Origin of the sequence: Nioella ostreopsis (genome assembly GCF_004000255.1) — a bacterium.
GTDB classification, from domain to species: Bacteria; Pseudomonadota; Alphaproteobacteria; order Rhodobacterales; family Rhodobacteraceae; genus Nioella; species Nioella ostreopsis.
On sequence record NZ_RCIQ01000015.1, the window covers coordinates 25,712 to 46,852 of the forward strand.

Here is a 21,141-nt window from a genome sequence, read left to right on the forward strand (position 1 = left end):
CATGCTGGACGCGACCCGACCCGAAAGCCTTGCGCGCACCTACACCGTTGCCTTCGAAGGATTGGAGGCACGGCGAGTCGAGGTGCAATGCGCCATCACCCCGGGCCTGCCTGCCTTTTCCATCGTGGGCCTGCCCGACCGCGCCGTGGGCGAAGCGCGCGACCGGGTGCGCACGGCGCTGTCCACAATGGCCATCGCGCTGCCCTCAAAGCGCGTGACCATCAACCTGTCACCCGCCGATCTGCCAAAGGAGGGATCGCATTTCGACCTGCCCATTGCCATGGCCCTGCTTGGCGCTTTGGGGATCGTCCCACGAGAGCGGGTCGAGGCGGCGATGAGCCTTGGGGAAATGTCGCTCGATGGTTCGCTGGTCCCGGTCATCGGGGCGCTGCCCACGGCGCTTGCCGCGGGGGAGGACGGGCGGGCGCTCTTCTGTCCTGCCGCTTGCGGGGCCGAGGCCGCCTGGGTCGGCGCAACCCCGGTCTTCGCGGGCCGCACCCTGGCCGAGATCATCGGCCACCTGACCGACCGCGCCCCCCTGCCCACCGCCGAACCGGGGGAGGTACTGAGCGAGCGGACCGGCAAGGACCTGCGCGAGGTGCGCGGGCAGGAACGGGCCAAACGCGCGTTGGAGATTGCCGCCGCAGGCCGTCACCACTTCCTGATGGTGGGCGCGCCGGGGTCCGGCAAATCCATGCTGGCCGCGCGTTTGCCCGATCTGTTGCCGCCACTCACCCCCGCCGAGGCACTGGAAACCTCGATGATCCACTCGCTGGCAGGCCTGCTCGACGAGGGCGGGATTTCCCGCACCCGGCCCTATCGCGCGCCGCATCACACCGCCTCCATGCCCGCCATCGTGGGGGGCGGCCGCCACGCCAAACCGGGGGAAATCAGCCTTGCCCATAACGGGGTGCTGTTCCTCGACGAGTTTCCCGAATACCCCCGTCAGGTGCTGGAAACCCTACGCCAGCCGATTGAAACCGGCGATGTGGTGGTCGCCCGCGCCAATGCCCATGTGACCTATCCTTGCCGCTTCCTGTTGCTCGCCGCCGCCAATCCCTGCCGTTGCGGGCATCTCTATGATGCCGATCAGGCCTGTGGCCGCGCGCCCCTGTGCGGCGAGGATTATCTGGGCCGCATCTCTGGGCCGCTGATGGACCGCTTCGATCTGCGGCTGGAGGTGCCGCCAGTGAGCTTCAGCGATCTCGACCTGCCGCCCTCGGGCGATGACAGCGCCACGGTCGCGGCCCGGATCGCCGCCGCCCGCGACCGGCAGACCGCCCGGTTCGAGGCGCTCGGAGCCAAGGCCCGTGTCAATGCCGATGCGGAAGGCGCACTGCTGGATCAGATCGCGGAACCGGATGAAGAGGGTCGCGACATGCTGATCAAGGCCGCCGAACGCTTCCGCCTGTCGGCGCGTGGCTATCACCGGGTGCTGCGCGTGGCGCGCACGATTGCGGATCTGGAGGGGGCGGACGCCGTGCGCATGCCCCATATCGCCGAGGCTCTGGGGTTCCGGCTGATCGCGGGCAAGAATTAACGGATCGCGGCGGCCATCTGGTGGAGCGTGACCTCCGCCTCTGGCAGCAGCCAACCGGGGAAGATCGGCCAGACATGCGGCAGACCGGGCGCGATGGTCAGATGCGCCTCCACCCCTTTATCACGCAGCACGTCCACTATGCGGCGGCTGTCATCGAGCAGGACCTCGCCATCCCCCACCCAGACATGCACCGGCCCGGCACCGGGAAACTGCGCGTAAAGCGGGCTGGCGCGCGGGTCTTTCGGATCGGCCCCGTCCAGATAGCCCAAGGCGGAGATCCGGATGCCTTCGGGTGGCAGCACAACCTCGCTGGCATCGTTTGTTTGCAGGCTCTCGCCGGTCATGGCCAGGTCCGTCAGAGGCGACAGAACCAGCGTGGCCAGCGGCTGCGGTAAATCGGGGTCGGCGCAGATCATCGCCAGCAATGACAGGGCCAGCCCGCCGCCCGCGCTGTCGCCCGCCAGAATCACCGGCCCTTGCGCCGCCATCTGACGGTACAGGCGCAAAGCAGCCTCGGGTGCGGCTGGAAAGGGCGATTCGGGCGCAAGCGGATAATGCGGCACCACCGCACCGCCGCCGATGCGCTTCACCAGCCGTCCGGCAAGACCCTTATGGGTGCGATGGCTGCCGAAGACATAGGCGCCGCCATGGAGGTAGAGCAGTTGTGGCCCGGTTGGATCGTCAAGCTCCAGCACCTCCATCCCGGCGCGTTCGGTCCAGCGCTGAGCCACGCCGCGGGGAACAGGGCACAGGATGCGGCACTGCCATTCAAACCGTCGGCGGACCCGCGTTGCCGCGTCCTGCCGCGCCAGTCGGTTGAGCGCGGGCCGCTCGATCCAGCGCAGCCAGGTGTTGAGCAGCCCCGCGCGGACACTCATGCGACGCGCGCTTCGATGGCCTGCCAGATCTTTTCGGCGATGTTGATCCCGTCGAAGCGTTCCAGTTCCTGGATGCCGGTGGGAGAGGTCACGTTGATCTCGGTCAGCCAGCAGCCGATCACGTCGATGCCGACGAAGATCTGCCCCTTCTCGCGCAGAAGCGGGCCGATGCGGGCGCAGATCTCGCGGTCGCGGTCGGTGAGCGCAACCTTCTCGGGCCGACCGCCCACATGCATGTTGGACCGGGTCTCGCCCTTGGCAGGCACCCGGTTGATCGCACCGACGGGCTCGCCATCGACCAGGATCACGCGTTTGTCGCCCGCCGACACGTCAGGCAGGAATTTCTGCGCAATCAGCGGCTCGCGGTTGATGCCGGTGAACAGTTCGTGCAGCGAATTGAGGTTGCGGTCATTGGGATCGAGCCGGAAGACCCCCGCGCCGCCATTGCCGTAGAGCGGCTTGAGGATGATATCGCCATGCTTATGCTTGAACGCCTTCAGCGTCTCCAGATCGCGGGCGATGGTGGTGGGCGGCGTGAGGTCGGGGAAGTCGAGCACCAGCAGCTTTTCCGGGTAGTTGCGGACCCAGAACGGGTCATTCACCACCAGCGTCTCGGGGTGTACCCGTTCAAGGATATGGGTGGTGGTGATATAGCCCATGTCAAACGGCGGATCCTGGCGTAGCCAGACCACATCCCAATCCGCAAGGTCGATCTCCTGCATCTCGCCGATGCTGAAATGATCGCCCTTCACCCGGCGCACCGTCAGCGGCCAGCCCCGTGCGGTGACCCGGCCTTCCTGATAGGCGAGCATGTCGGGTGTATAGTAGAACAGCTCATGCCCCCGCGTCTGCGCCTCTTCGGCGATGCGGAACGTGCTGTCAGCGTCGATATTGATCGGACCGATCGGGTCCATCTGGATGGCAACCTTGAGGGGCATGTGGCGTCTCCGTTCCCGGGTGTTGCGCATTCATGACCCGTGACGCCGAAAGGTGCAATGCTGTCGATGTGCCCCTATGCACAGAGGACATTCGGCAAAATGTCGATTTCCCCGTGATGGTCCAGCAGCGCCACATCGACCCGGCAGTCGGTATTGGCCCCCGCCGGAAGATGGCCGATGAAATCTTCTGCGCTGCGGAAGATGCGATGCAATTGGCGCTGAGACAGGCGTTCGACAGCCCGCGCATGGCTGCGGCTTTTCTTGACCTCGATGAAGATGACGGTGCCGTCCTTTTCCGCCACAAGGTCGATCTCCCCGGCCTTGCCGCGCCAGCGGCGGGACAGGATCGTGTGGCCGTCACGCACATATCGACGAGACACCTGGTCTTCTGCCGAAAGCCCGGCATGATAGCTGACTGTTCCGCTCATTCATCCTTCTCCAGTGTCAGCGCCGCCTGGTAGACGTCGCGTTTCTTCAGCCCCAGATCGGCGGCGACCTGTGCTGCCGCGTCCTTGACCGACAGTGTCGCCAGCGCCGCGCGCAATGCGTCTTCCATCGTTTCCACGCTCGCCTGCACCGGTGCGCCCTTGCCGATGACAACGACGATTTCGCCCTTCAAAACCCGATCCGCGATGCTATTTCGAACCTCATCCACGCTGCCGCGCAAGACCTCTTCGAAGCGTTTGGTTAATTCCCGGCACAACGCCATGGGCCGCTCGCCCCCGAAGGTATCGGACAAAACATCTAACAATCGGTGAACGCGCCGCGGCGATTCATACAGAATGATCGTCGCCCCGACCGGTGCAAGATCTGCCAGCCAGCTTGTCATCGCACCCTTGGCCTGCGGCGGAAAACCCGCGAACAGAAACCGGTCGCTTGGCAGGCCGGACACGCTGAGCGCCGCCAGCACGGCAGAGGCGCCCGGCGCGGCGATAACCGGCAAGCCGTCCTCGATCATGCCACGCGCCAGTTGATAGCCGGGGTCCGCCACAAGTGGTGTGCCCGCCTCGGACACGTAGGCCACGGATTTTCCCGCCGCGACCATCGCGGCCAGCTTGTCCCGCGCGCCGGGACCGCTGTGGTCGTGATAGGCGATCAGCGGGCGACCGGCGACGGCCAGCCCGTGGATCTCCATCAGCTTGCGCGCGGTGCGGGTATCTTCGGCGGCAATCACGTCGGCGGAGGTCAGAATATCCAGCGCTCTCAGGGTGATATCCCGCGCCGCCCCGATCGGAGTCGCCACGAGGTACAGCCCCGGATCAAGCCGGGAGACGCGGGACGCACCGGCGGTTGCAAGCTGATCGGACATGGGCTGGCCTCTTGGCGTTTACTTGTTTCGCGTGACCGCGTAGGGTCCGTCCGACCCATTTTCGAGCCTTCTGGAGACGGCCCTTTATGTTCCCTTCTTTCCGCATGTTCCGCAAGTCACGCCGCTTTGTTCTGCTGGCGCTTTGTGCCGGTGTCCTCGCCGCCTGCCAGGTTGGCGTCCCCGGTGGCAGCGGTCCGCGCGTGCGCGCCGGCGCCCCGATTCAGGTCGCGCTGCTGTTGCCTTACGGCTCTGCCAGTGCGGGCGATGAGATCGTGGCCCGCAGCCTGGAAAACGCCGCCCGGCTTGCCGCATCGGAATTCGAGGGCGTGGAGCTGGAAATCACCGTCTACAATACCGCCGCCGATGCGTCGCAGGCCGCCACGGTGGCGCGCCAGGCCATCCAGCAGGGGGCGCGGGTCATTGTCGGCCCGTTGCGGTCCGATGCCGCGGCGGCCGTGGGGGTCGCGGTCTCGAACAGCAATGTCGCCGTCCTGAGCTTCTCCAACAACACCGAGATCGCGGGCGGCAATGTCTTCGTTCTGGGCCATACATACGACAATACCGCCGCCCGGATCGCAAGCTATGCCACGCGCCAGGGCCGCAATCGCCTTGTCATTCTGCACGCCCAGAACCTTGCGGGCGAGGTTGCGCGCGACGCGGTGCAACAGGCCGTGGCCAGCACCGGCGGCACTGTCGCAGGCGTGGTCAGCTACGAGTTTTCGCAGCAAGGCGTGGTGCAGGCATTGCCTGAGGTGATGTCGACCATCCGCTCCTCCGATGCGAACGGGCTGGTCATCACCGCAGAGGCCTCTGCCGCGCTGCCACTGTTCGCGCAGCTCTTGCCTGAAAACGGGCTGGATACCGAAGAGGTCCGCGTCATGGGTCTGACCCGGTGGGACGTGCCGTCGCAGACGCTGGAACTGTCCGGCCTTCAGGGGGGCTGGTTTGCCCTGCCCGATCCCGATGCCAATGCCGCCTTCAACGCCCGCTACACCGCCGCCTATGGCGACGCGCCGCATGTGCTGGCCCCGATTGCCTATGATGCCATGCGCGCGATTGCCGAAACCGCTGCCGAGGCCGGCGCGATCGGGGTGACGGAACTGACTGCCTCCTCTGGCTTTGCCGGTGCGAACGGGGTATTCCGTCTGAGAGCCGATGGCACCATCGAACGGGCCATGGCGATCGCAACGGTACTCGAAAACCAGGTTTCCATTATTGACCCTGCACCAGGACGCCTTGGCGCCTCCGGCTTCTGACCGGAACCCGCGCCTTCCCGCCAAAGGAACCGCCTCCGGGGAGATGATCCTCCCCGAGGCGGAGATATTCGACACCGCCGCGATCCGCGCGCGGCTGGATGCCGCCCTTGCCGACCAGAGCGACGCGAGCAAGATCCGGGCGCTGACCGTCGCCGAACTGCTAGCCGCACAAAAGGCCGGGCGGGCTGCCATCAAGGAGGCCTTCGAGGCAAATCCACTGGTCGCGCGGCGCGTGACACGTGCCTATGCCTTCCTGACCGACGGCATGGTGACCGAGGCCATTCGCGTCGCCACAACCTATCTGCACCGCAACCCCAACCCGACCGAGGCCGAGCGCCTGGCGGTCATGGCCGTGGGCGGATCGGGGCGCGGGGAAATGGCCCCGTTCTCGGATGTCGACCTGCTGTTCGTGCTGCCCTACAAGATGACCGGTTGGGCAGAAAGCGTCATCGAATCGACGCTCTACATCCTGTGGGATCTGCGCCTGAAGGTGGGTCATGCCAGCCGGTCGATCCCTGATTGCCTGCGGCTTGCGAAAGAGGATTTCACGATCCGCACATCGCTGCTGGAAATGCGTTACCTGACCGGGGATGCCGCCCTTGGGAACCAGTTGCATGACACGCTGCGCGAGCAGCTATTCGCGGGCACGGCCAGCGAATTCATCGACGCCAAGCTGGAAGAACGCGCCGAACGGCACAAGCGTCAGGGCGGCCAGCGCTACATGGTCGAGCCCAATGTCAAAGAGGGCAAGGGCGGCCTGCGCGACCTGCAGACGCTTTACTGGATCGCCAAGTATGAACATGGCGTCAATACGGTCGCCGAACTGGTGGAACATGGCGTCTTCCGGCAGGAGGAATTCAACGCCTTCGATGCGGCCGAACGGTTCCTCTGGGCCGTGCGCTGCCATATCCACCTGATCGCGGGCCGGGCACAGGATCAGCTGACATTCGATCTGCAGGTCGAGGTGGCCGCGCGCATCGGCTACACCGATCACAGCGGACGCCGCGCGGTGGAATATTTCATGCAGGATTATTTCCGGCACGCCACCCGCGTGGGCGAGTTGACCCGCATCTTCCTGACCGCGATGGAAGCCGCTCATCTGAAGCCCGAACCCCGGATCATCGGCTTTCTCAAGGGCCGCCGGATGCGCCGCAAGAAGCTGAAACCGGGCTATGAGCTCAAACAGGGGCGCCTTGCGGTGGTCGACGACGCCGTCTTCCTTTCGGACAAGCTGAACCTGTTGCGGCTGTTCGAGGAGGGCCTGCGCACCGGCTACCTGATCCATCCCGACGCAATGCGGCTGGTGACGGCGAACCTGCGACTGATTGATGAAGAGATGCGCAGCGACAGGGAAGCGGTGCGGATCTTCCTCGACCTGCTGCTGAAGCACGGCAACCCCGAACGGGGCCTGCGCCGCATGAACGAGCTTGGGGTTCTGGCCGCCTTCATCCCGGAATTCGCCCCGGTCGTGGCGATGATGCAGTTCAACATGTATCACAGCTATACGGTGGATGAGCACACGATCCAGGTGGTCTCGACCCTCGCGCAGATTGAGCGGGAAGAGCTGATCGAGGAACTGCCCGTCGCCTCCGGCATCCTCAAGGCGGGCGTGAACCGCAAGGTGCTGTACCTTGCCTGCCTGATCCACGATCTCGGCAAGGGCCGGGACGAGGACCATTCGGTCGTAGGCGCCCAGATCGCCCGGCGCATCTGTCCGCGTCTGGGGCTGAAACAGGACGAATCTGACACGGTGGAATGGCTGGTGCGTCATCACCTGCTGATGTCCGACATGGCCCAGAAACGCGATATCGGCGATATTCGCACGGTGCGCGATTTCGCCAAGGCGGTGAAAACCAAGTCGCGGCTCGATCTGCTGACCGTGCTGACCGTTTGCGATATTCGCGGCGTCGGCCCCAATGTCTGGAACAACTGGAAAGCGACGCTTTTGCGCGGGCTCTACCGGGCCACCGCCGTGGCGCTGGAAACCGGGCTGGAAGACCTCAACCGCGAGAAGCGCGAAGGCGAGGCCAAGAAGGCCCTGCGCGAGCGGCTGGAAGATTGGGACCGCAAGGCCCTGAAGACCGAAACCGACCGGCATTATGGTCCCTATTGGCAGGGGTTGGACACCGATACACAGGCGGTGATTGCCGGCCTGCTGCGGGATCTGCCCAACAACGAGATTCGCATCGACACGGCGCAGGATATCGACCGCGACGCGACCCGCGTCTGCTTTGCCCTGGCAGATCACCCCGGCATCTTCTCGCGTCTTGCAGGGGCGCTGAGCCTTGTCGGCGCCAATGTGGTGGATGCACGGACCTACACCACCAAGGACGGCTATGCGACCGCCGTCTTCTGGGTGCAGGACGCTGAGGGCCATCCCTACGAGGCCAGCCGCCTGCCGCGCCTGACCACCATGATCCAGAAGACCCTGAGGGGCGAGGTCGTTGCCAGCCAGGCCCTCGACAAGCGCGACAAGATCAAGAAGCGCGAACGCCCCTTCAACGTGCCCACCAACATCACCTTCGATAATGAAGGATCCGAGATTTACACGATCATCGAGGTCGACACCCGTGACCGGCCTGGCCTGCTTTACGACCTGACCAAGACGCTGGCCGCCTCGAACATCTACATCTCGTCGGCCGTCATCGCGACCTATGGCGAACAGGTGATCGACACCTTCTACGTCAAGGACATGTTCGGGCTGAAGCTGCACGCCAAACACCGACAGGACGCGCTGGAGAAGAAGCTGCGAGAGGCCATTGCCCGCGTGGCGGAACGGGCGGGGGCATGAACACCCGGCCCATCCGTCTGCTCAGTGGTATCCTGACCGTAGGCGGCTGGACCATGGCCAGCCGGGTGCTCGGCTTCGTGCGGGAGATCATGCTGACGGCGTTGATCGGCCCCGGCCCGGTGATGGATGCCTTCGTCGCCGCCTTTCGCCTGCCCAACCTCTTCCGTCGCTTCTTTGCCGAGGGCGCGTTCAACGCCGCCTTCGTGCCGATGTATTCGAAGAAATCCGAGGCGGGTGAGGACGCGACTGGCTTTGCCCGCGATGCGCTGTCGGGGCTTGGCCTCGTGGTGCTGCTTCTGGTGGGGCTCGGCATGGTCTTCATGCCGGCGCTGGTCTGGGCCACGGCGGGCGGGTTCGTGGGCGATGAGCGCTTCGACATGGCCGTGGGGTTCGGCCATGTCGTCTTTCCCTATATCTTCTTCATGTCGCTGGCGGCGCTACTGTCCGGGGTGCTGAATTCCCATGGCCGGTTCGCGGCGGCGGCGGCGGCCCCGGTTCTGCTCAATATCTTCGTGATCGCAGCGATGACCCTTGGCGCGGTCATGGGCGGTTCTGTCATCACCTGGCTGATCTGGGCGATCCCGGTCGCGGGCGTGGCGCAGCTGGCGCTTGTCTGGGGCGCAGGGGATCGCGCTGGCATCCGCATCCGCCCGTCCCGCCCCCGCTGGACGCCCGAGATGAAGCATCTGGTGGCCGTGGGCGTGCCCGCCGCGCTCGCCAACGGCGTGGCGCAGATCAACCTGGTGGTGGGGCAGCTTGTGGCATCGTCAACCGAGGGCGCGATCAGCTGGCTCTTTGCCGCCGACCGGCTCTATCAGCTGCCGCTTGGCGTGGTGGGCATCGCCATCGGAATCGTGCTGCTGCCGGAACTGTCGCGGCGGCTGAAGGCCGAGGATACGACGGGCGCGCGCCATTCCCTCTCCCGCGCGTTTGAATTCGCGCTGATCCTGACCCTGCCCTGCGCGGTGGTCTTCCTGCTGATCCCTCTGCCCATTGTCTCGGTCCTCTACGAACGCGGCCAGACCGACGCCGCCGACAGCGCGGCGATTGCCGGGGCGCTGGCGATCTACGGGCTCGGCCTGCCGGCCTTCGTGCTGCAAAAGCTGCAACAGCCGGTGTTCTTCGCGCGCGAGGATACGGCAACGCCCTTCCGCTATGCGCTTGTCGCCATGGCGATCAATGCGGCGCTGGCCTTTGGCTTGATGCCGCTGATCGGCTGGCTGGCCCCGGCGGTCGCGGCCACCACGGCGGCCTGGGCGATGACCCTGATGCTGTGGCTCGGGGCGCGCGGGTTTGGTGAGGCGGCGCGGCTCGACGCAAAATCCCGCCGCGCGGCACCGCGTATCCTGCTGGCCTCCGCGCTGATGGGGGGGCTGTGCTGGGGTCTGGTCTGGCTGCTGTCAGGGGCATTGCAGACAGACGGGCTGCGCTATGCGGCACTGGCGGGCGTGATCGTGGTCGGGATGCTCTCTTACACTGTCTTCGGGCAGATGACCGGCGCATTCCGGCTGGCGGAGATCAAGGCCAGCCTCAGGCGCAATCGCTGATATCAGGCGCGGGCGCGGGCCGGGGTGCGGGCTGGCGCGGCGCGCCCTCTCCGCCAGAACCGGCCTGACCTGCGCCAGCCAGGGTGGGTGGGTGGGCACCCCGGCCCGCGCCCGCCACGTTCACCGCTGGCGCATCCGGTTCAGGATCCGCTGCCAACCACCGGGGCTGACGATGAAGGACAAAATGAACCCGGCGACGAAGCCCGACAGGTCCGCCACCACATCGCCGTAATTGCCCTGCAGCGTCGCAAAGATCAGCTGGATCGCCAGCAGCATCCCAATCAGCCCGAAGGCCCGCATCTGGTTTTCCCCGGCGACGCCCAGATTGATCCACCGGATAAAGGAAAACGCGCCGATCAGCCCGTAGACACCGGGATAGCCGCCAATCAGAGGATAGCCGGAATCGAGCACCAGCACGAAGGCCAGCGCGCCCACGATGGCCGAGACCCAGAAGACCAGCAGGAAGGCCAGCGGCGAAAACACCTCGGCCACCATCTTGCCGATGGCCAGGATGAAGACGACTACGAAGGCCACATGCACGAACCCGCCATGCAGCAGCGGATAGGCTGCGAACCGGACCAGTTGTTCCGGCGGATAGCTGCGATTGGCGCGCATCCATTCCCAGACAGAGTCCAGAACCGCGTAATCCTGCATCGCCGCGATGCGCCAGCCGACGCCGCCCGCCCCACCCAGAAGCCCCGCCGTGGCCAGCTGGAACATCAGCTCCAGCCCGCCCATCACGACCGCCAGCCCGACCACCACTGGCGGCAGCGCATTGAACGGGGAATTGCTGCTTGCGTCCATCTTCCCATTGTCCCTTATGTTGACGGGCCTCGCCCCCATGGGTAAGCGAGGCGCGCGCGGATGAAAAGGCGCCCTTTGCGCGCGAAGGGCAAGAGGACCGAAAGGCCAGAGCTATGAGCAGCACCAAGTTCACCCCCCGCGTTTTCTCGGGAATGCAGCCCTCGGGCGATCTGCATCTGGGCAACTACCTGGGCGCGATGAAGCGTTGGGTGGATATGCAGGATGCCGGCCAGCATGAAACGGTCTATTGCATGGTCGATCTGCACGCCATCACGGTCTGGCAGGATCCAGCCGCTTTGTCCCGCGCCACGCGAGAGCTTTGCGCCGGGTTTATTGCGGCTGGGATCGACCCGGAAAAATCCATCCTGTTCAACCAGTCCCAGGTGCCCGAACACGCGCAGCTGGCATGGATTTTCAACTGCGTCGCCCGCATGGGCTGGATGGGCCGCATGACCCAGTGGAAGGACAAGTCCGGCAAGAATGCCGAAGCCGCCTCGCTCGGGCTTCTTGCCTACCCTGCGCTCATGGCCGCCGACATTCTGGTCTATCACGCCACCCATGTGCCCGTGGGCGAGGACCAGAAACAGCACCTTGAACTGACCCGCGACATCGCCGCGAAGTTCAACCATGATTATGACGTCGAGTATTTCCCCATCACCGAACCGGTGATCGAAGGCGCGGCCACGCGGGTGATGAACCTGCAGGACGGGACGAAGAAGATGTCCAAGTCCGATCCCTCGGACAAGACGCGCATCAACCTGACCGACGATGCCGATGCCATCGCCAAAAAGATCAAAAAGGCCAAGACCGACCCCGACCCGCTGCCCGAAACCGTCGAGGGGCTGGAGAGCCGGCCCGAGGCGCGCAACCTCGTCAATATCTGGGCCGCTCTGGCCGATACCACGGTCGAGGATGTGGTGGCGCAGAACGCGGGCAAGATGTTCGGTTATTTCAAGCAGGACCTCGCCGACCTTGCGGTCGAAAAGCTGGCCCCGATTTCGGACGAAATGGCCCGGCTGATGCAGGACCAGGCCGAGATCGACCGGATCCTGGGCCGCGGGGCCGAGCGGGCAAGCGAGATCGCCGCGCCGATCCTGGCGCAGACCTACGATATCGTCGGCATGGTCCGCAGCTAAGTCTCTGCGCAGCACCGCACCGAGCCCCTGCGAAAACGGTGACTTCTCCTTGGCCCGGCTCCTCTTATTGTGCCGGGCCAAGGAGACACGCCATGAGTTACACCGCAGACCCGGGCATGGGGATCGGCCATGTCCATCTGAAAGTATCCGACCTTGACCGGTCCATCGCCTTTTATCGCGATGTGATCGGGCTGGAAGTTCAGCAGCGTTACGGCCCCGGCGCGGCGTTTATGTCGGCGGGCGGTTATCACCACCATCTGGGGCTGAACACCTGGGAAAGCCGGGGCGGCATGCGCCCGCCGCGCGGCACGACCGGGCTCTACCACGTCGCTTTCCTCTACCCGACGCGTGTGGCACTGGCGATGGCCGTGGCGCAGGTGGCTGCCGCAGGTGTTCCGCTGGTCGGCGCGGCCGATCATGGCGTCAGCGAGGCGGTCTACCTGGAAGACCCCGATGGCAACGGGATCGAGCTCTACTGGGACCGCCCGCAGGCCGAATGGCCACGCGACGCGGCGGGCAACCTGGAGATGGGCAACGCGCCGCTCGACATGGCGGGGCTGCTGGCACTGGCGGCGTGATCCGCCGGTTTAACCTTTTGGCAGGCTTTCGCAGCGATGATGCCGCCAGTCTTGTACGGGAGGAGCCATGAAGACAGCCAAACAACCGCCAAGGGCACCGGGCAAACCGCCTTCAACCAGCTCGGGCGCGCGGCCTGCGCCGATGTCATACCAGCTCGGATTTACGTCTGGACCTATGACCTAATCTGCCCCATGCTGTCGCCAAGAAGGAGGATCCCCAATGGCGACCGGCAAGAATATCCGCACGTGGTTCGAAGGCAAATGGCATGACGGCAATGTGCCGATCATGAACGCAGCCGATCACGGCGCCTGGCTCGGCGGCACCGTCTTCGACGGGGCGCGCTATGCCTTCGGGCTGGCACCCGACCTGCTGGCCCATTGCGAGCGGGTGAACCGCTCGGCCAAGGCCCTGATGATGGAGCCCACCCATACCGGGCAGGAAATTTTCGATATCGTGTGGGAGGGCATCCGGCTCTACCCCGAGGACACACCGCTGTATATCCGGCCGATGTACTGGACCATAGACGGCGGTCATTCGGCGATCGTGCCGAAGCCGGACTCGACCGGGTTCGCGGTCTGTCTGGAAGAAATCCCGCTGTCGCCACCCGATGCCACGGTCCGGCTCGGCACCACCCAGTTCCGCCGCCCGGTGCTGGCCGACAACGTGACCAACGCCAAGGCAGGCTGCCTCTACCCCAACAATGCAAGGATGCTGGCCGAGGTGCGCGCCAAGGGCTTCGACAACGCGCTGGTGGCCGATGCCATGGGCAATGTCGCCGAAAGCGCCACCGCCAATGTCTTCATCGTCAAAGATGGCGTGGTGAAAACGCCGATCCCGAACGGCACCTTCCTGTCGGGCATCACCCGCGCGCGCCACATCAAGAACCTGCGCGCGGCGGGCCACGAGGTGCGCGAGGAGGTGCTGAGCTTCGACGACGTGCGCGCCGCGGACGAGGTCTTCCTGTCGGGCAACATGTCCAAGGTCACCCCGGTGGTGGAGTTCGACGGGACGAATTACCAGGTCGGTCCGGTCACGCGCGAGGCGCTGAAGCTCTATTGGGACTGGGCGAAGTCCGAAGGCTGATCCGCTCGATCATCCGGTGAACCGCCTCAGATAATCGTCGGAATAATCCACCTCCAGCTCGATCCAGATCGGCAGGTGGTCCGACATCTCGTAGGTTGTCCAACCCTTGTAGGACCGGTCCCAATTGGCATAGGGCTCGCCGCGCATCGCCTCGGCATGGGGTTGGTAATGGTCGGCATCCTCGGCCCGAAACACCGCCCCGCGCCAGTCGAAACTGCCCTTGGCCAGAAGCCGCGTTTTCACGTCCTCCTTGGTGAAGGCGATCTGGTCGTAATGCTTGGTCCCGCCCAGGTTGGTCGCGCCGAACAGAGGCACATGCAGCCCCTCATCCGTCATCGCCTGCATGATCGGGTCGCCCGCCGCCTCGATATTCATGTCGCCAAGCAGCACATGCACCTCATCCGTCTGTTCCGACCGACGCGCCAGCACCTTCGAAATCGCCCGGATTTCGGCGGCCCGCAGCGCATGATCCGCCGCGCTGCTGCCCCCATAGAGGATATGCGCGCTGCAGAGCGTAAAGCGGAACCACCCGGCCTGAAACGACGCGAAGAAGGGTGAGCGGGCGATCTGTCGCCCCTCGATCAGCGCCTCCTGCGGCAGCACCAGTTCCCCGATCAGATTCTTGAACCGCACCCGGTTGCGGTCATAGAGAAACGCCATGCGTTCGTTGTTGCCGGGGCCACCCTCGGTCACGTCATTGACGAAATAATCCCAGTTGGGGCCAAGCAGCCGGACCAGCCGTTCCAGCGGTTTCAGGTCCTGTTTCACCTCCTGCACCGCGCAGATATCGAAGCTGTCGATGATCTCGGCGATGTAATGATAGCTTTCATCCATGCGCGGGCGGCCATCGTCGAAGGCGCGGATGTTCCATGACCCGATGATCAGCGATTTGGCCCGCCGCCGCCCGGTGATCTTGTCCCGCAGATGGGTGCGCAATTCCAGCAGGCGCGAGGCGATCCAGTCGGCCTTGCCGGGGTAGTCGACATCACGCCCGGCGGCGCGGGCGGCCTCTTCGGCGCGCCGATAGTCCTTGAGGTTATGATAGAAGGCCATGCCACCCCCTTTTTGCACAGGCAATCAACACTATCAGACAGCCTATCACAGCGCTGCGCCACAATGGTTAACAACAGCTTGTGAAACCTTCTGTTGCCTGCGCCCCGCACCTCGGTCATGATGGCCGGCGGTGAATATGGGAGCGGTCCATGCGCAAGTTTCTGGTTATCCTCGATGATTCCCGCGAATGCCTGAACGCGATGCGTTTCGCGGCGATGCGGGCGGCAAATACCGGCGGTGGTGTGCAGATCCTGTCGGTGATTCCCCCCGATGAATTCAACCACTGGATCGGCGTGGGCGAGGTCATGCGGGCCGAGGCGCGCGAACGGATCGAGGCGCATTTCAACGTCTTCGCCAAATGGATGCGCGACAAGCAGGGCGTCGACCCGGAACTGGTTGTCCGCGAGGGAGAGCCGATCGACGAAATCCTGAGCCAGGTCAACGAGGACCGGGAGATTGGCGTGATCGTGCTTGGGGCCGGTACTGGCCGCAAGGGGCCGGGGCCGCTGGTCACCGCCCTGTCGAAAACCGCAGGCACCCTGCCGATTCCGATGACCATCGTGCCCGGTGAACTGTCCAAGGAACAGCTGGAAGCGATCACCTGAGCGGCAGATTAGAACCGTTCCAATTCTTGACTTCCCCGGTCGGGATAAGCATATCAGTGCAAAGCCGCGAAGGAGCGCATGATGTTCATCCAGACCGAATCCACCCCGAACCCCGCCACGCTGAAATTCCTGCCCGGATTGCAGGTCCTTGAAAGTGGCACAGCGGATTTTCCGGCGGCGGATAGCGCCGGCAGCTCGCCCCTTGCGACGCGCATCTTTGGCGTGTCCGGTGTGGCTGGCGTGTTCCTCGGCACCGATTTCGTGACCGTCACCAAATCCGCAGATGTGGAATGGGACCATGTGAAGCCCGCCATCCTTGGCGCGATCATGGAACATTTCCAGTCCGGCGCCCCGGTTATGGAAGGCGACGGCGCGGCTGGCGGCCATGCCGAACATAGTGGCGAGGATGCCGAGATCGTCGGCCAGATCAAGGAACTGCTGGATACCCGCGTGCGCCCCGCCGTGGCGCAGGATGGCGGCGACATCACCTTCCACGGCTTCGATCGCGGCATTGTCTACCTGCATATGCAGGGGGCCTGCGCGGGCTGCCCCTCGTCCACCGTGACGCTGAAAATGGGCATCGAGAACCTGCTGCGCCATTACATCCCCGAGGTGATCGAGGTGCGTCCGGTTGCCGTCTGACGCGCTGATCCTTGGGTTTGACACATCGGCCGCGCATTGCGCGGCCGCTTTGCTGTCGGGCGACCGGGTGATTGCCGCACGGCAGGAAGAGATGGCGAAGGGTCAGGCGGAACGGCTGGTGCCGCTGGTTCAGGAGGTGCTGGCGGAGGCTGGCGTCACGACGAAGGACCTCTCGGCCATTGGCGTTGGCATTGGCCCCGGCAACTTCACCGGCATCCGCATTTCCGTCGCCGCTGCGCGGGGGCTGGCGCTGTCGCTCGGCATTCCCGCCATTGGCGTGTCACTGCTGGAATGCCTTGCGCTTGGGGCCAAAGGGCCGGTGCTGGCCTGCCTCGATGCAAAGCGCGATCACCTGTATTTGCAGCGCTTTGGCGACGGGGTTGGAAACGGCCCCGCATTGGTGCCGTTTGATGCGGTGTCGGAATGGGCGCTGCCCGGCCTCACCTGCATTGGCCAACGCGCGGAGGAGGTGGCCGGGCAGATCGGCGCGGCCCATGCGCCTGCGGCCTTTGCCCCGGCCTCTGCCATCGCGCGCATCGCCGCGACCCGCTGGCAAACACCCGAACCGCGCCCCGCGCCGCTTTATATCCGCACGCCCGACGCGGCCCCCGCGCGCGACACCGGGCCCGTCATGCTGCCATGACCCCCACTGACCTTGCCCGCATCCACGCCGCCAGTTTTACCACCCCCAGACCGTGGAGCGCGGCAGAGCTGGAGTCCTTCCTGTCCGATCCGCTTTGCGATCTGATCGAAGGCGATGGCGGCTTCGCCCTGATCCGCACCATCGCGGGTGAGGCGGAGCTGCTGACCATCGCGGTGGAACCCGATCAAAGGCGTCACGGGCGTGGCAAGGCGATTCTCTTGCAGGCTCTGGACCGCGCCAGAACGCGCGAAGCCGAGCAGATATTCCTTGAAGTCGCCGCTGACAATCAGCCCGCGATCCGCCTTTATGAAACCACCGGATTCGTGCGAACGGGCCAACGTCCACAATACTATCGCAAACCCGATGGAACCCGCGTCGATGCCTGGCTGATGGCGCTGCCTTTGCAGGCATGCACTGGTTGACGCGAGAATACGGTTGACCCCGTGCGCGGGCTTTGCCCTTATTCAGCATGGGATCTTTCAACTTTTTCCAGGCCGGGCGCATCACCCAAAGAATGCCCCGCCATAATCCAACCGGGAGAGACACATGACTCTTTTCAAGACATTCTATGGCACCGTTGCGGCCCTTGCGATCACCGCCACCGGTGCGCTGGCCGATCCGGCGATCATCTTCGACCTCGGCGGCAAGTTCGACCGCTCGTTCAACGAGGCGGCATTCAACGGTGCGGAACAGTGGGCCGAGGAAACCGGCGGCTCCTATCGCGAGATCGAGCTTCAGTCCGACGCGCAGCGTGAACAGGCGATGCGCCGTCTGGCAGAAGCCGGTGCGAACCCCGTCGTGATGGCGGGCTTCAGCCAGGCGTCCTCGCTGGAAGTGGTGGCCCCCGACTATCCCGACACCACCTTCGTGATCATCGACGGTGTGGTCGATGCGCCGAACGTGCGGTCTGTGATCTTCTCGGAACATGAAGGGTCCTACCTCGTCGGCATGCTGGCAGGTCTGGCATCGGAAACCGGCACCGTCGGCTTCGTGGGCGGCATGGACATCCCGCTGATTTCGCGCTTCGGCTGCGGCTATGCGCAGGGTGTGCGCGCCGTGAACCCCGATGCGGTCATCATCCAGAACATGACCGGCACCACCCCCGCTGCCTGGAACGACCCGGTGCGCGGCGGTGAACTGACCCGTGCCCAGGTGGCACAGGGCGCCGATGTGGTCTTCGCGGCCGCTGGCGGCACCGGCCTTGGCGTTCTGCAAACCGCCGAAGACGAGGGCATCCTGTCGATCGGCGTGGACAGCAACCAGAACTACCTGCACCCCGGTTCGGTCCTGACCTCGATGCTCAAGCGCGTGGACGTGGCCGTCTATGACGCCTTCTCGACTCCGGTCGACGAGATCGAAACCGGCATCCACATCTTCGGTCTGGCCGAGGATGGTGTGGGCTACGCTCTGGACGAAAACAACGCCGACCTGATCACCGAAGACATGATCGCACAGGTGGACGCTGCCCGTGCCGCCATCATCGCCGGTGAGATCTCGGTGCACAACTACACCGAGGACGGCATGTGCCCCGTCGAGTAAACCGGTGACAGGCTGAACAAGCCCGACGGGCCGCCCCGACCGGTGGCCCGTCTTCTTTTTCAGGGGCATTGACTGGACAGACGCCCCGGCTTTGGTCACAGTTTCCCAATCGCGCCCGTATTTCGTGGCGACCCAATGAAAAACAACAGGGACAGGCTGCCGCATGACAGACACAGAACCCTATGCCATCGAACTGAAGGGCATTTCCAAGGCCTTCGGTCCGGTTCAGGCGAACAAGGATATTTCCCTGCATGTCCGTAAGGGCGCGATCCATGGGATCGTCGGTGAAAACGGCGCGGGGAAATCCACGCTGATGTCGATCCTCTACGGGTTTTACAAGGCCGATGCCGGTGAGATCCTGATCAACGGCCAGCCCACCCCGATCCCCGACAGTCAGGCCGCGATCCGCGCCGGCATCGGCATGGTCCATCAGCATTTCAAGCTGGTCGAAAACTTCACAGTTGTGGAAAACGTGATCCTCGGGGCCGAGGATGGTGCGTTGCTGCAACCCTCGATCACAAAGGCGCGGCGCATTCTCAAGGAACTGTCGGACGAATACGAACTGCATGTGGACCCGGATTCGGTGATCGAGGAAATCTCGGTCGGCCACCAGCAGCGGGTCGAGATCCTGAAGCAGCTCTATCGTCACGCCGATATCCTGATCCTCGATGAACCCACGGGCGTGCTGACACCCGCCGAGGCCGACCACCTGTTCCGGATTCTCAACGGGCTGAAGGAACAGGGAAAGACGATCATCCTGATCACCCACAAGCTGCGCGAGATCATGGAGGTGACCGATACGGTATCCGTGATGCGCCGGGGCGAGATGACAGCGACCGTGCAGACCGCCGACACCAGCCCCGAGGAGCTGGCGGAACTGATGGTGGGCCGCAAGGTGCTGTTGCGTGTCGACAAGGCCCCGGCCAATCCGGGCGAGGTGGTGCTGGACATCAAGGATCTGCGGGCCAATGACGATCAGAAGGTCGAACGGCTGAAAGGCATCTCGTTGCAGATCCGGGCGGGCGAGATCCTTGGCATCGCGGGGGTGGCGGGCAATGGCCAGTCGGAACTGCTGGAGGTTCTGGGCGGCATGATCGCCGCAACCGGTGGAAGCATCGCGGTGAATGGCGAACAGATCGATCTGACCGGCACATCGTCGGACGGGCAAAGCCGCCGGGCGCGTGGCATCGCCCATGTGCCGGAGGACCGGCAGCGGGAAGGGCTGATCATGCCCTTCATGGCCTGGGAAAACATGGGCTTCGGCTATCACCACGATCCGAAATACCAGAAAAACCGCCTGTTCATGGACAATGCGGCGCTGAAGCAGGACACCGCCGAGAAGATGGAACGCTTCGACGTGCGCCCGCCCAATCCGTTTCTGGAAGCCAAGAACTTCTCCGGCGGGAACCAGCAAAAGATCGTCGTGGCGCGCGAGATCGAGCGCAATCCCGACCTGCTGCTGATCGGGCAGCCGACGCGGGGCGTCGATATCGGTGCCATCGAATTCATCCACAAGCAGATCATCGCCCTGCGCGACGAGGGCAAGGCGATCTTGCTGGTCTCGGTGGAGTTGGATGAGATCATGTCGCTGTCCGATCGCATCGCCGTCATGTTCGATGGCCATATCATGGGCGAACGCCTGCCCTCGGAGACCGACGAAGGTGAATTGGGCCTGTTGATGGCCGGTGTGACCAAGGGGGCCGCGTAAATGGACAAGATGCCAAGATGGGCCGATGTCGCCCTGATCCCCTTCATCAACCTGCTGCTGGCACTGGTCGTGTCGGGGCTGGTGGTTCTGTATATCGGGGAAAGCCCGCTGGAAGCGATGGCGATCATGGTGCGCGGCTCGGTCGGGTCGGCCTATGGTTGGGGCTACACGCTATACTACGCCACAAACTTCATCTTCACCGGTTTGGCCGTGGCCGTGGCCTTCCATGCCCGCATGTTCAATATCGGCGGCGAAGGTCAGGCCGCCCTTGGCGGGCTTGGCGTGGCCGTTGTCTGCCTGTCGATCCCGTGGCCGCACTGGAGCCTTGCTTTGATCGGGGCGATTGTCGGTGCGGCGGCCTTCGGTGCGGCCTGGGCCGCGATCCCGGCCTATCTGCAAGCCAAGCGTGGCAGCCACATCGTGATCACCACGATCATGTTCAACTTCATCGCTTCGGCGCTGCTGGTCTACCTTCTGGTCAATGTCTTCCGGGTGCCGGGCTCCATGGCGCCTGAAACCGCGCGATTTGCAGAGGCCACGCATCTGCCCAATGCCTATGACGTCGCCCCCTGGCTCGGCTTCAGCCGCTCGACGCCCCTGAACGTCTCGTTCGTCGTGGCGCTTCTGGCCTGCATCGGTGTCTGGCTGCTGATCTGGAAGACCCGGCTCGGCTACGAAATCCGCGCCTATGGTCATTCCCAGAGCGCGGCTGTCTATGCCGGGATCAACCCGGTGCGGATCATCATGATCTCGATGCTGATTTCCGGCGGTCTGTCCGGGATGATGGCGATCAACGGGGTGATGGGAGAGGCCGAACGGCTGGTGATCGACCCGGTTCAGGGCGCGGGTTTCGTGGGAATCGCGGTCGCGCTGATGGGCCGGTCGCACCCGATCGGTGTATTCCTCGCGGCGCTGCTGTTCGGGATGCTCTACCAGGGCGGGGCCGAGCTGGAATTCGAGATGCCCGCCGTCAGCCGCGAGATGCTGCTGGTCATCCAGGCACTTGTGATCCTGTTCACCGGCGCGCTGGACAATATGGTGCGCACACCCGTGGAACGCCTGTTCCTGGCGATGCGGAAAGGGAGCTGAG

Annotated in this window: 20 protein-coding genes; 14 read left to right on the forward strand and 6 right to left on the reverse strand. The window is 64.4% G+C overall.

Translation table 11 applies throughout. The features are described from left to right. Position 1: 1 nt before the first annotated feature. Positions 2-1,540: a YifB family Mg chelatase-like AAA ATPase gene (locus EP237_RS15350; protein ID WP_127561785.1), complete on the forward strand. Its 1,539-nt coding sequence runs from the start codon at positions 2-4 to the stop codon at positions 1,538-1,540. Here EP237_RS15350 and EP237_RS15355 read toward each other — a convergent pair. From EP237_RS15355 to rsmI, 4 genes are all read right to left on the reverse strand, one after another. Beyond that, positions 1,537-2,418 (reverse strand): alpha/beta hydrolase, encoded by an 882-nt coding sequence (locus EP237_RS15355; protein WP_127561786.1) that lies wholly within the window; start codon positions 2,416-2,418, stop codon positions 1,537-1,539. The two genes, EP237_RS15350 and EP237_RS15355, sit on opposite strands and share 4 nt — an antisense overlap. Continuing rightward, complete coding sequence (gene gshB / locus EP237_RS15360; protein ID WP_127561787.1) at positions 2,415-3,356, reverse strand: glutathione synthase; 942 nt, start codon at positions 3,354-3,356, stop codon at positions 2,415-2,417. The genes EP237_RS15355 and gshB overlap by 4 nt, the downstream gene beginning before the upstream one ends. Before the next feature lie 74 nt (positions 3,357-3,430). Further along, positions 3,431-3,784 (reverse strand): YraN family protein, encoded by a 354-nt coding sequence (locus EP237_RS15365; RefSeq protein WP_127561788.1) that lies wholly within the window; start codon positions 3,782-3,784, stop codon positions 3,431-3,433. Beyond that, positions 3,781-4,665: a 16S rRNA (cytidine(1402)-2'-O)-methyltransferase gene (gene rsmI / locus EP237_RS15370; RefSeq protein WP_127561789.1), complete on the reverse strand. Its 885-nt coding sequence runs from the start codon at positions 4,663-4,665 to the stop codon at positions 3,781-3,783. Before rsmI ends, EP237_RS15365 begins: the two co-directional genes overlap by 4 nt. Before the next feature lie 104 nt (positions 4,666-4,769). On the opposite strand from rsmI, the gene EP237_RS15375 reads away from it, so the two are divergent. From EP237_RS15375 to murJ, 3 genes are read left to right on the forward strand one after another with little or no spacing between them, the layout of a single operon-like run. Further along, a complete protein-coding gene (locus EP237_RS15375; RefSeq protein WP_240661661.1) occupies positions 4,770-5,921 on the forward strand; it encodes a penicillin-binding protein activator in 1,152 nt (383 codons plus the stop codon). A 43-nt stretch (positions 5,922-5,964) separates the two neighbouring features. Further along, on the forward strand, positions 5,965-8,712 hold the full coding sequence (locus EP237_RS15380) for a [protein-PII] uridylyltransferase (protein WP_127561791.1): 2,748 nt from the start codon (positions 5,965-5,967) through the stop codon (positions 8,710-8,712). Then, a complete protein-coding gene (murJ, locus tag EP237_RS15385) occupies positions 8,709-10,259 on the forward strand; it encodes a murein biosynthesis integral membrane protein MurJ (protein WP_127561792.1) in 1,551 nt (516 codons plus the stop codon). The genes EP237_RS15380 and murJ overlap by 4 nt, the downstream gene beginning before the upstream one ends. Before the next feature lie 120 nt (positions 10,260-10,379). Here the strand turns inward: murJ and EP237_RS15390 are convergent, their stop codons facing one another. Then, entirely contained in the window at positions 10,380-11,063 is a 684-nt protein-coding gene (locus EP237_RS15390) for a rhomboid family intramembrane serine protease (protein WP_127561793.1), read from the reverse strand. Positions 11,064-11,176: 113 nt separating this feature from the next. On the opposite strand from EP237_RS15390, the gene trpS reads away from it, so the two are divergent. From trpS to EP237_RS15405, 3 genes are all read left to right on the forward strand, one after another. After that, entirely contained in the window at positions 11,177-12,199 is a 1,023-nt protein-coding gene (gene trpS / locus EP237_RS15395; protein WP_127561794.1) for a tryptophan--tRNA ligase, read from the forward strand. Between the two features lie 92 nt (positions 12,200-12,291). Continuing rightward, positions 12,292-12,777, forward strand: coding sequence for a VOC family protein (locus EP237_RS15400; RefSeq protein WP_127561795.1), 486 nt, complete (start codon positions 12,292-12,294; stop codon positions 12,775-12,777). 220 nt (positions 12,778-12,997) lie between these two features. After that, positions 12,998-13,861, forward strand: a complete 864-nt coding sequence (locus EP237_RS15405) for a branched-chain amino acid aminotransferase (RefSeq protein ID WP_127561796.1) — start codon at positions 12,998-13,000, stop codon at positions 13,859-13,861. A 9-nt stretch (positions 13,862-13,870) separates the two neighbouring features. Here EP237_RS15405 and EP237_RS15410 read toward each other — a convergent pair whose 3' ends face one another. Next, positions 13,871-14,914: an endonuclease/exonuclease/phosphatase family protein gene (locus EP237_RS15410; protein ID WP_127561797.1), complete on the reverse strand. Its 1,044-nt coding sequence runs from the start codon at positions 14,912-14,914 to the stop codon at positions 13,871-13,873. Positions 14,915-15,063: 149 nt separating this feature from the next. On the opposite strand from EP237_RS15410, the gene EP237_RS15415 reads away from it, so the two are divergent. The 7 genes from EP237_RS15415 (at position 15,064) to EP237_RS15445 (ending at position 21,140) form a co-directional block, all read left to right on the forward strand. Then, positions 15,064-15,519, forward strand: a complete 456-nt coding sequence (locus EP237_RS15415; protein WP_071689135.1) for a universal stress protein — start codon at positions 15,064-15,066, stop codon at positions 15,517-15,519. An 81-nt stretch (positions 15,520-15,600) separates the two neighbouring features. After that, positions 15,601-16,161: a NifU family protein gene (locus EP237_RS15420; RefSeq protein WP_127561798.1), complete on the forward strand. Its 561-nt coding sequence runs from the start codon at positions 15,601-15,603 to the stop codon at positions 16,159-16,161. Further along, entirely contained in the window at positions 16,151-16,804 is a 654-nt protein-coding gene (gene tsaB, locus EP237_RS15425) for a tRNA (adenosine(37)-N6)-threonylcarbamoyltransferase complex dimerization subunit type 1 TsaB (RefSeq protein ID WP_127561799.1), read from the forward strand. Before EP237_RS15420 ends, tsaB begins: the two co-directional genes overlap by 11 nt. After that, the gene (gene rimI, locus EP237_RS15430; RefSeq protein WP_127561800.1) at positions 16,801-17,226 is read left to right on the forward strand and encodes a ribosomal protein S18-alanine N-acetyltransferase; all 426 of its coding nucleotides are present in this window, start codon (positions 16,801-16,803) and stop codon (positions 17,224-17,226) included. The genes tsaB and rimI overlap by 4 nt, the downstream gene beginning before the upstream one ends. Before the next feature lie 124 nt (positions 17,227-17,350). Then, complete coding sequence (locus EP237_RS15435) at positions 17,351-18,343, forward strand: BMP family lipoprotein (protein ID WP_127561801.1); 993 nt, start codon at positions 17,351-17,353, stop codon at positions 18,341-18,343. Between the two features lie 163 nt (positions 18,344-18,506). Further along, positions 18,507-20,051, forward strand: coding sequence for an ABC transporter ATP-binding protein (locus tag EP237_RS15440; protein ID WP_127561802.1), 1,545 nt, complete (start codon positions 18,507-18,509; stop codon positions 20,049-20,051). Continuing rightward, the gene (locus tag EP237_RS15445) at positions 20,052-21,140 is read left to right on the forward strand and encodes an ABC transporter permease (protein ID WP_127561803.1); all 1,089 of its coding nucleotides are present in this window, start codon (positions 20,052-20,054) and stop codon (positions 21,138-21,140) included. It begins immediately after the preceding gene. Position 21,141: the final 1 nt, after the last annotated feature.

Bases quoted from the DNA above. Each gene is read 5' to 3' on its own strand.
- EP237_RS15380 (WP_127561791.1), top strand. From the start codon at position 5,965: ATGATCCTCCCCGAGGCGGAGATATTCGACACCGCCGCGATCCGCGCG.
- EP237_RS15355 (WP_127561786.1), bottom strand. From the start codon at position 2,418: ATGAGTGTCCGCGCGGGGCTGCTCAACACCTGGCTGCGCTGGATCGAG.
- EP237_RS15390 (WP_127561793.1), bottom strand. From the start codon at position 11,063: ATGGACGCAAGCAGCAATTCCCCGTTCAATGCGCTGCCGCCAGTGGTG.
- EP237_RS15420 (WP_127561798.1), top strand. From the start codon at position 15,601: ATGTTCATCCAGACCGAATCCACCCCGAACCCCGCCACGCTGAAATTC.
- EP237_RS15350 (WP_127561785.1), top strand. From the start codon at position 2: ATGCTGGACGCGACCCGACCCGAAAGCCTTGCGCGCACCTACACCGTT.
- rsmI (WP_127561789.1), bottom strand. From the start codon at position 4,665: ATGTCCGATCAGCTTGCAACCGCCGGTGCGTCCCGCGTCTCCCGGCTT.
- EP237_RS15445 (WP_127561803.1), top strand. From the start codon at position 20,052: ATGGACAAGATGCCAAGATGGGCCGATGTCGCCCTGATCCCCTTCATC.
- trpS (WP_127561794.1), top strand. From the start codon at position 11,177: ATGAGCAGCACCAAGTTCACCCCCCGCGTTTTCTCGGGAATGCAGCCC.
- rimI (WP_127561800.1), top strand. From the start codon at position 16,801: ATGACCCCCACTGACCTTGCCCGCATCCACGCCGCCAGTTTTACCACC.
- murJ (WP_127561792.1), top strand. From the start codon at position 8,709: ATGAACACCCGGCCCATCCGTCTGCTCAGTGGTATCCTGACCGTAGGC.
- EP237_RS15405 (WP_127561796.1), top strand. From the start codon at position 12,998: ATGGCGACCGGCAAGAATATCCGCACGTGGTTCGAAGGCAAATGGCAT.
- EP237_RS15400 (WP_127561795.1), top strand. From the start codon at position 12,292: ATGAGTTACACCGCAGACCCGGGCATGGGGATCGGCCATGTCCATCTG.
- EP237_RS15375 (WP_240661661.1), top strand. From the start codon at position 4,770: ATGTTCCGCAAGTCACGCCGCTTTGTTCTGCTGGCGCTTTGTGCCGGT.
- EP237_RS15440 (WP_127561802.1), top strand. From the start codon at position 18,507: ATGACAGACACAGAACCCTATGCCATCGAACTGAAGGGCATTTCCAAG.
- EP237_RS15365 (WP_127561788.1), bottom strand. From the start codon at position 3,784: ATGAGCGGAACAGTCAGCTATCATGCCGGGCTTTCGGCAGAAGACCAG.
- gshB (WP_127561787.1), bottom strand. From the start codon at position 3,356: ATGCCCCTCAAGGTTGCCATCCAGATGGACCCGATCGGTCCGATCAAT.
- EP237_RS15435 (WP_127561801.1), top strand. From the start codon at position 17,351: ATGACTCTTTTCAAGACATTCTATGGCACCGTTGCGGCCCTTGCGATC.
- EP237_RS15410 (WP_127561797.1), bottom strand. From the start codon at position 14,914: ATGGCCTTCTATCATAACCTCAAGGACTATCGGCGCGCCGAAGAGGCC.
- EP237_RS15415 (WP_071689135.1), top strand. From the start codon at position 15,064: ATGCGCAAGTTTCTGGTTATCCTCGATGATTCCCGCGAATGCCTGAAC.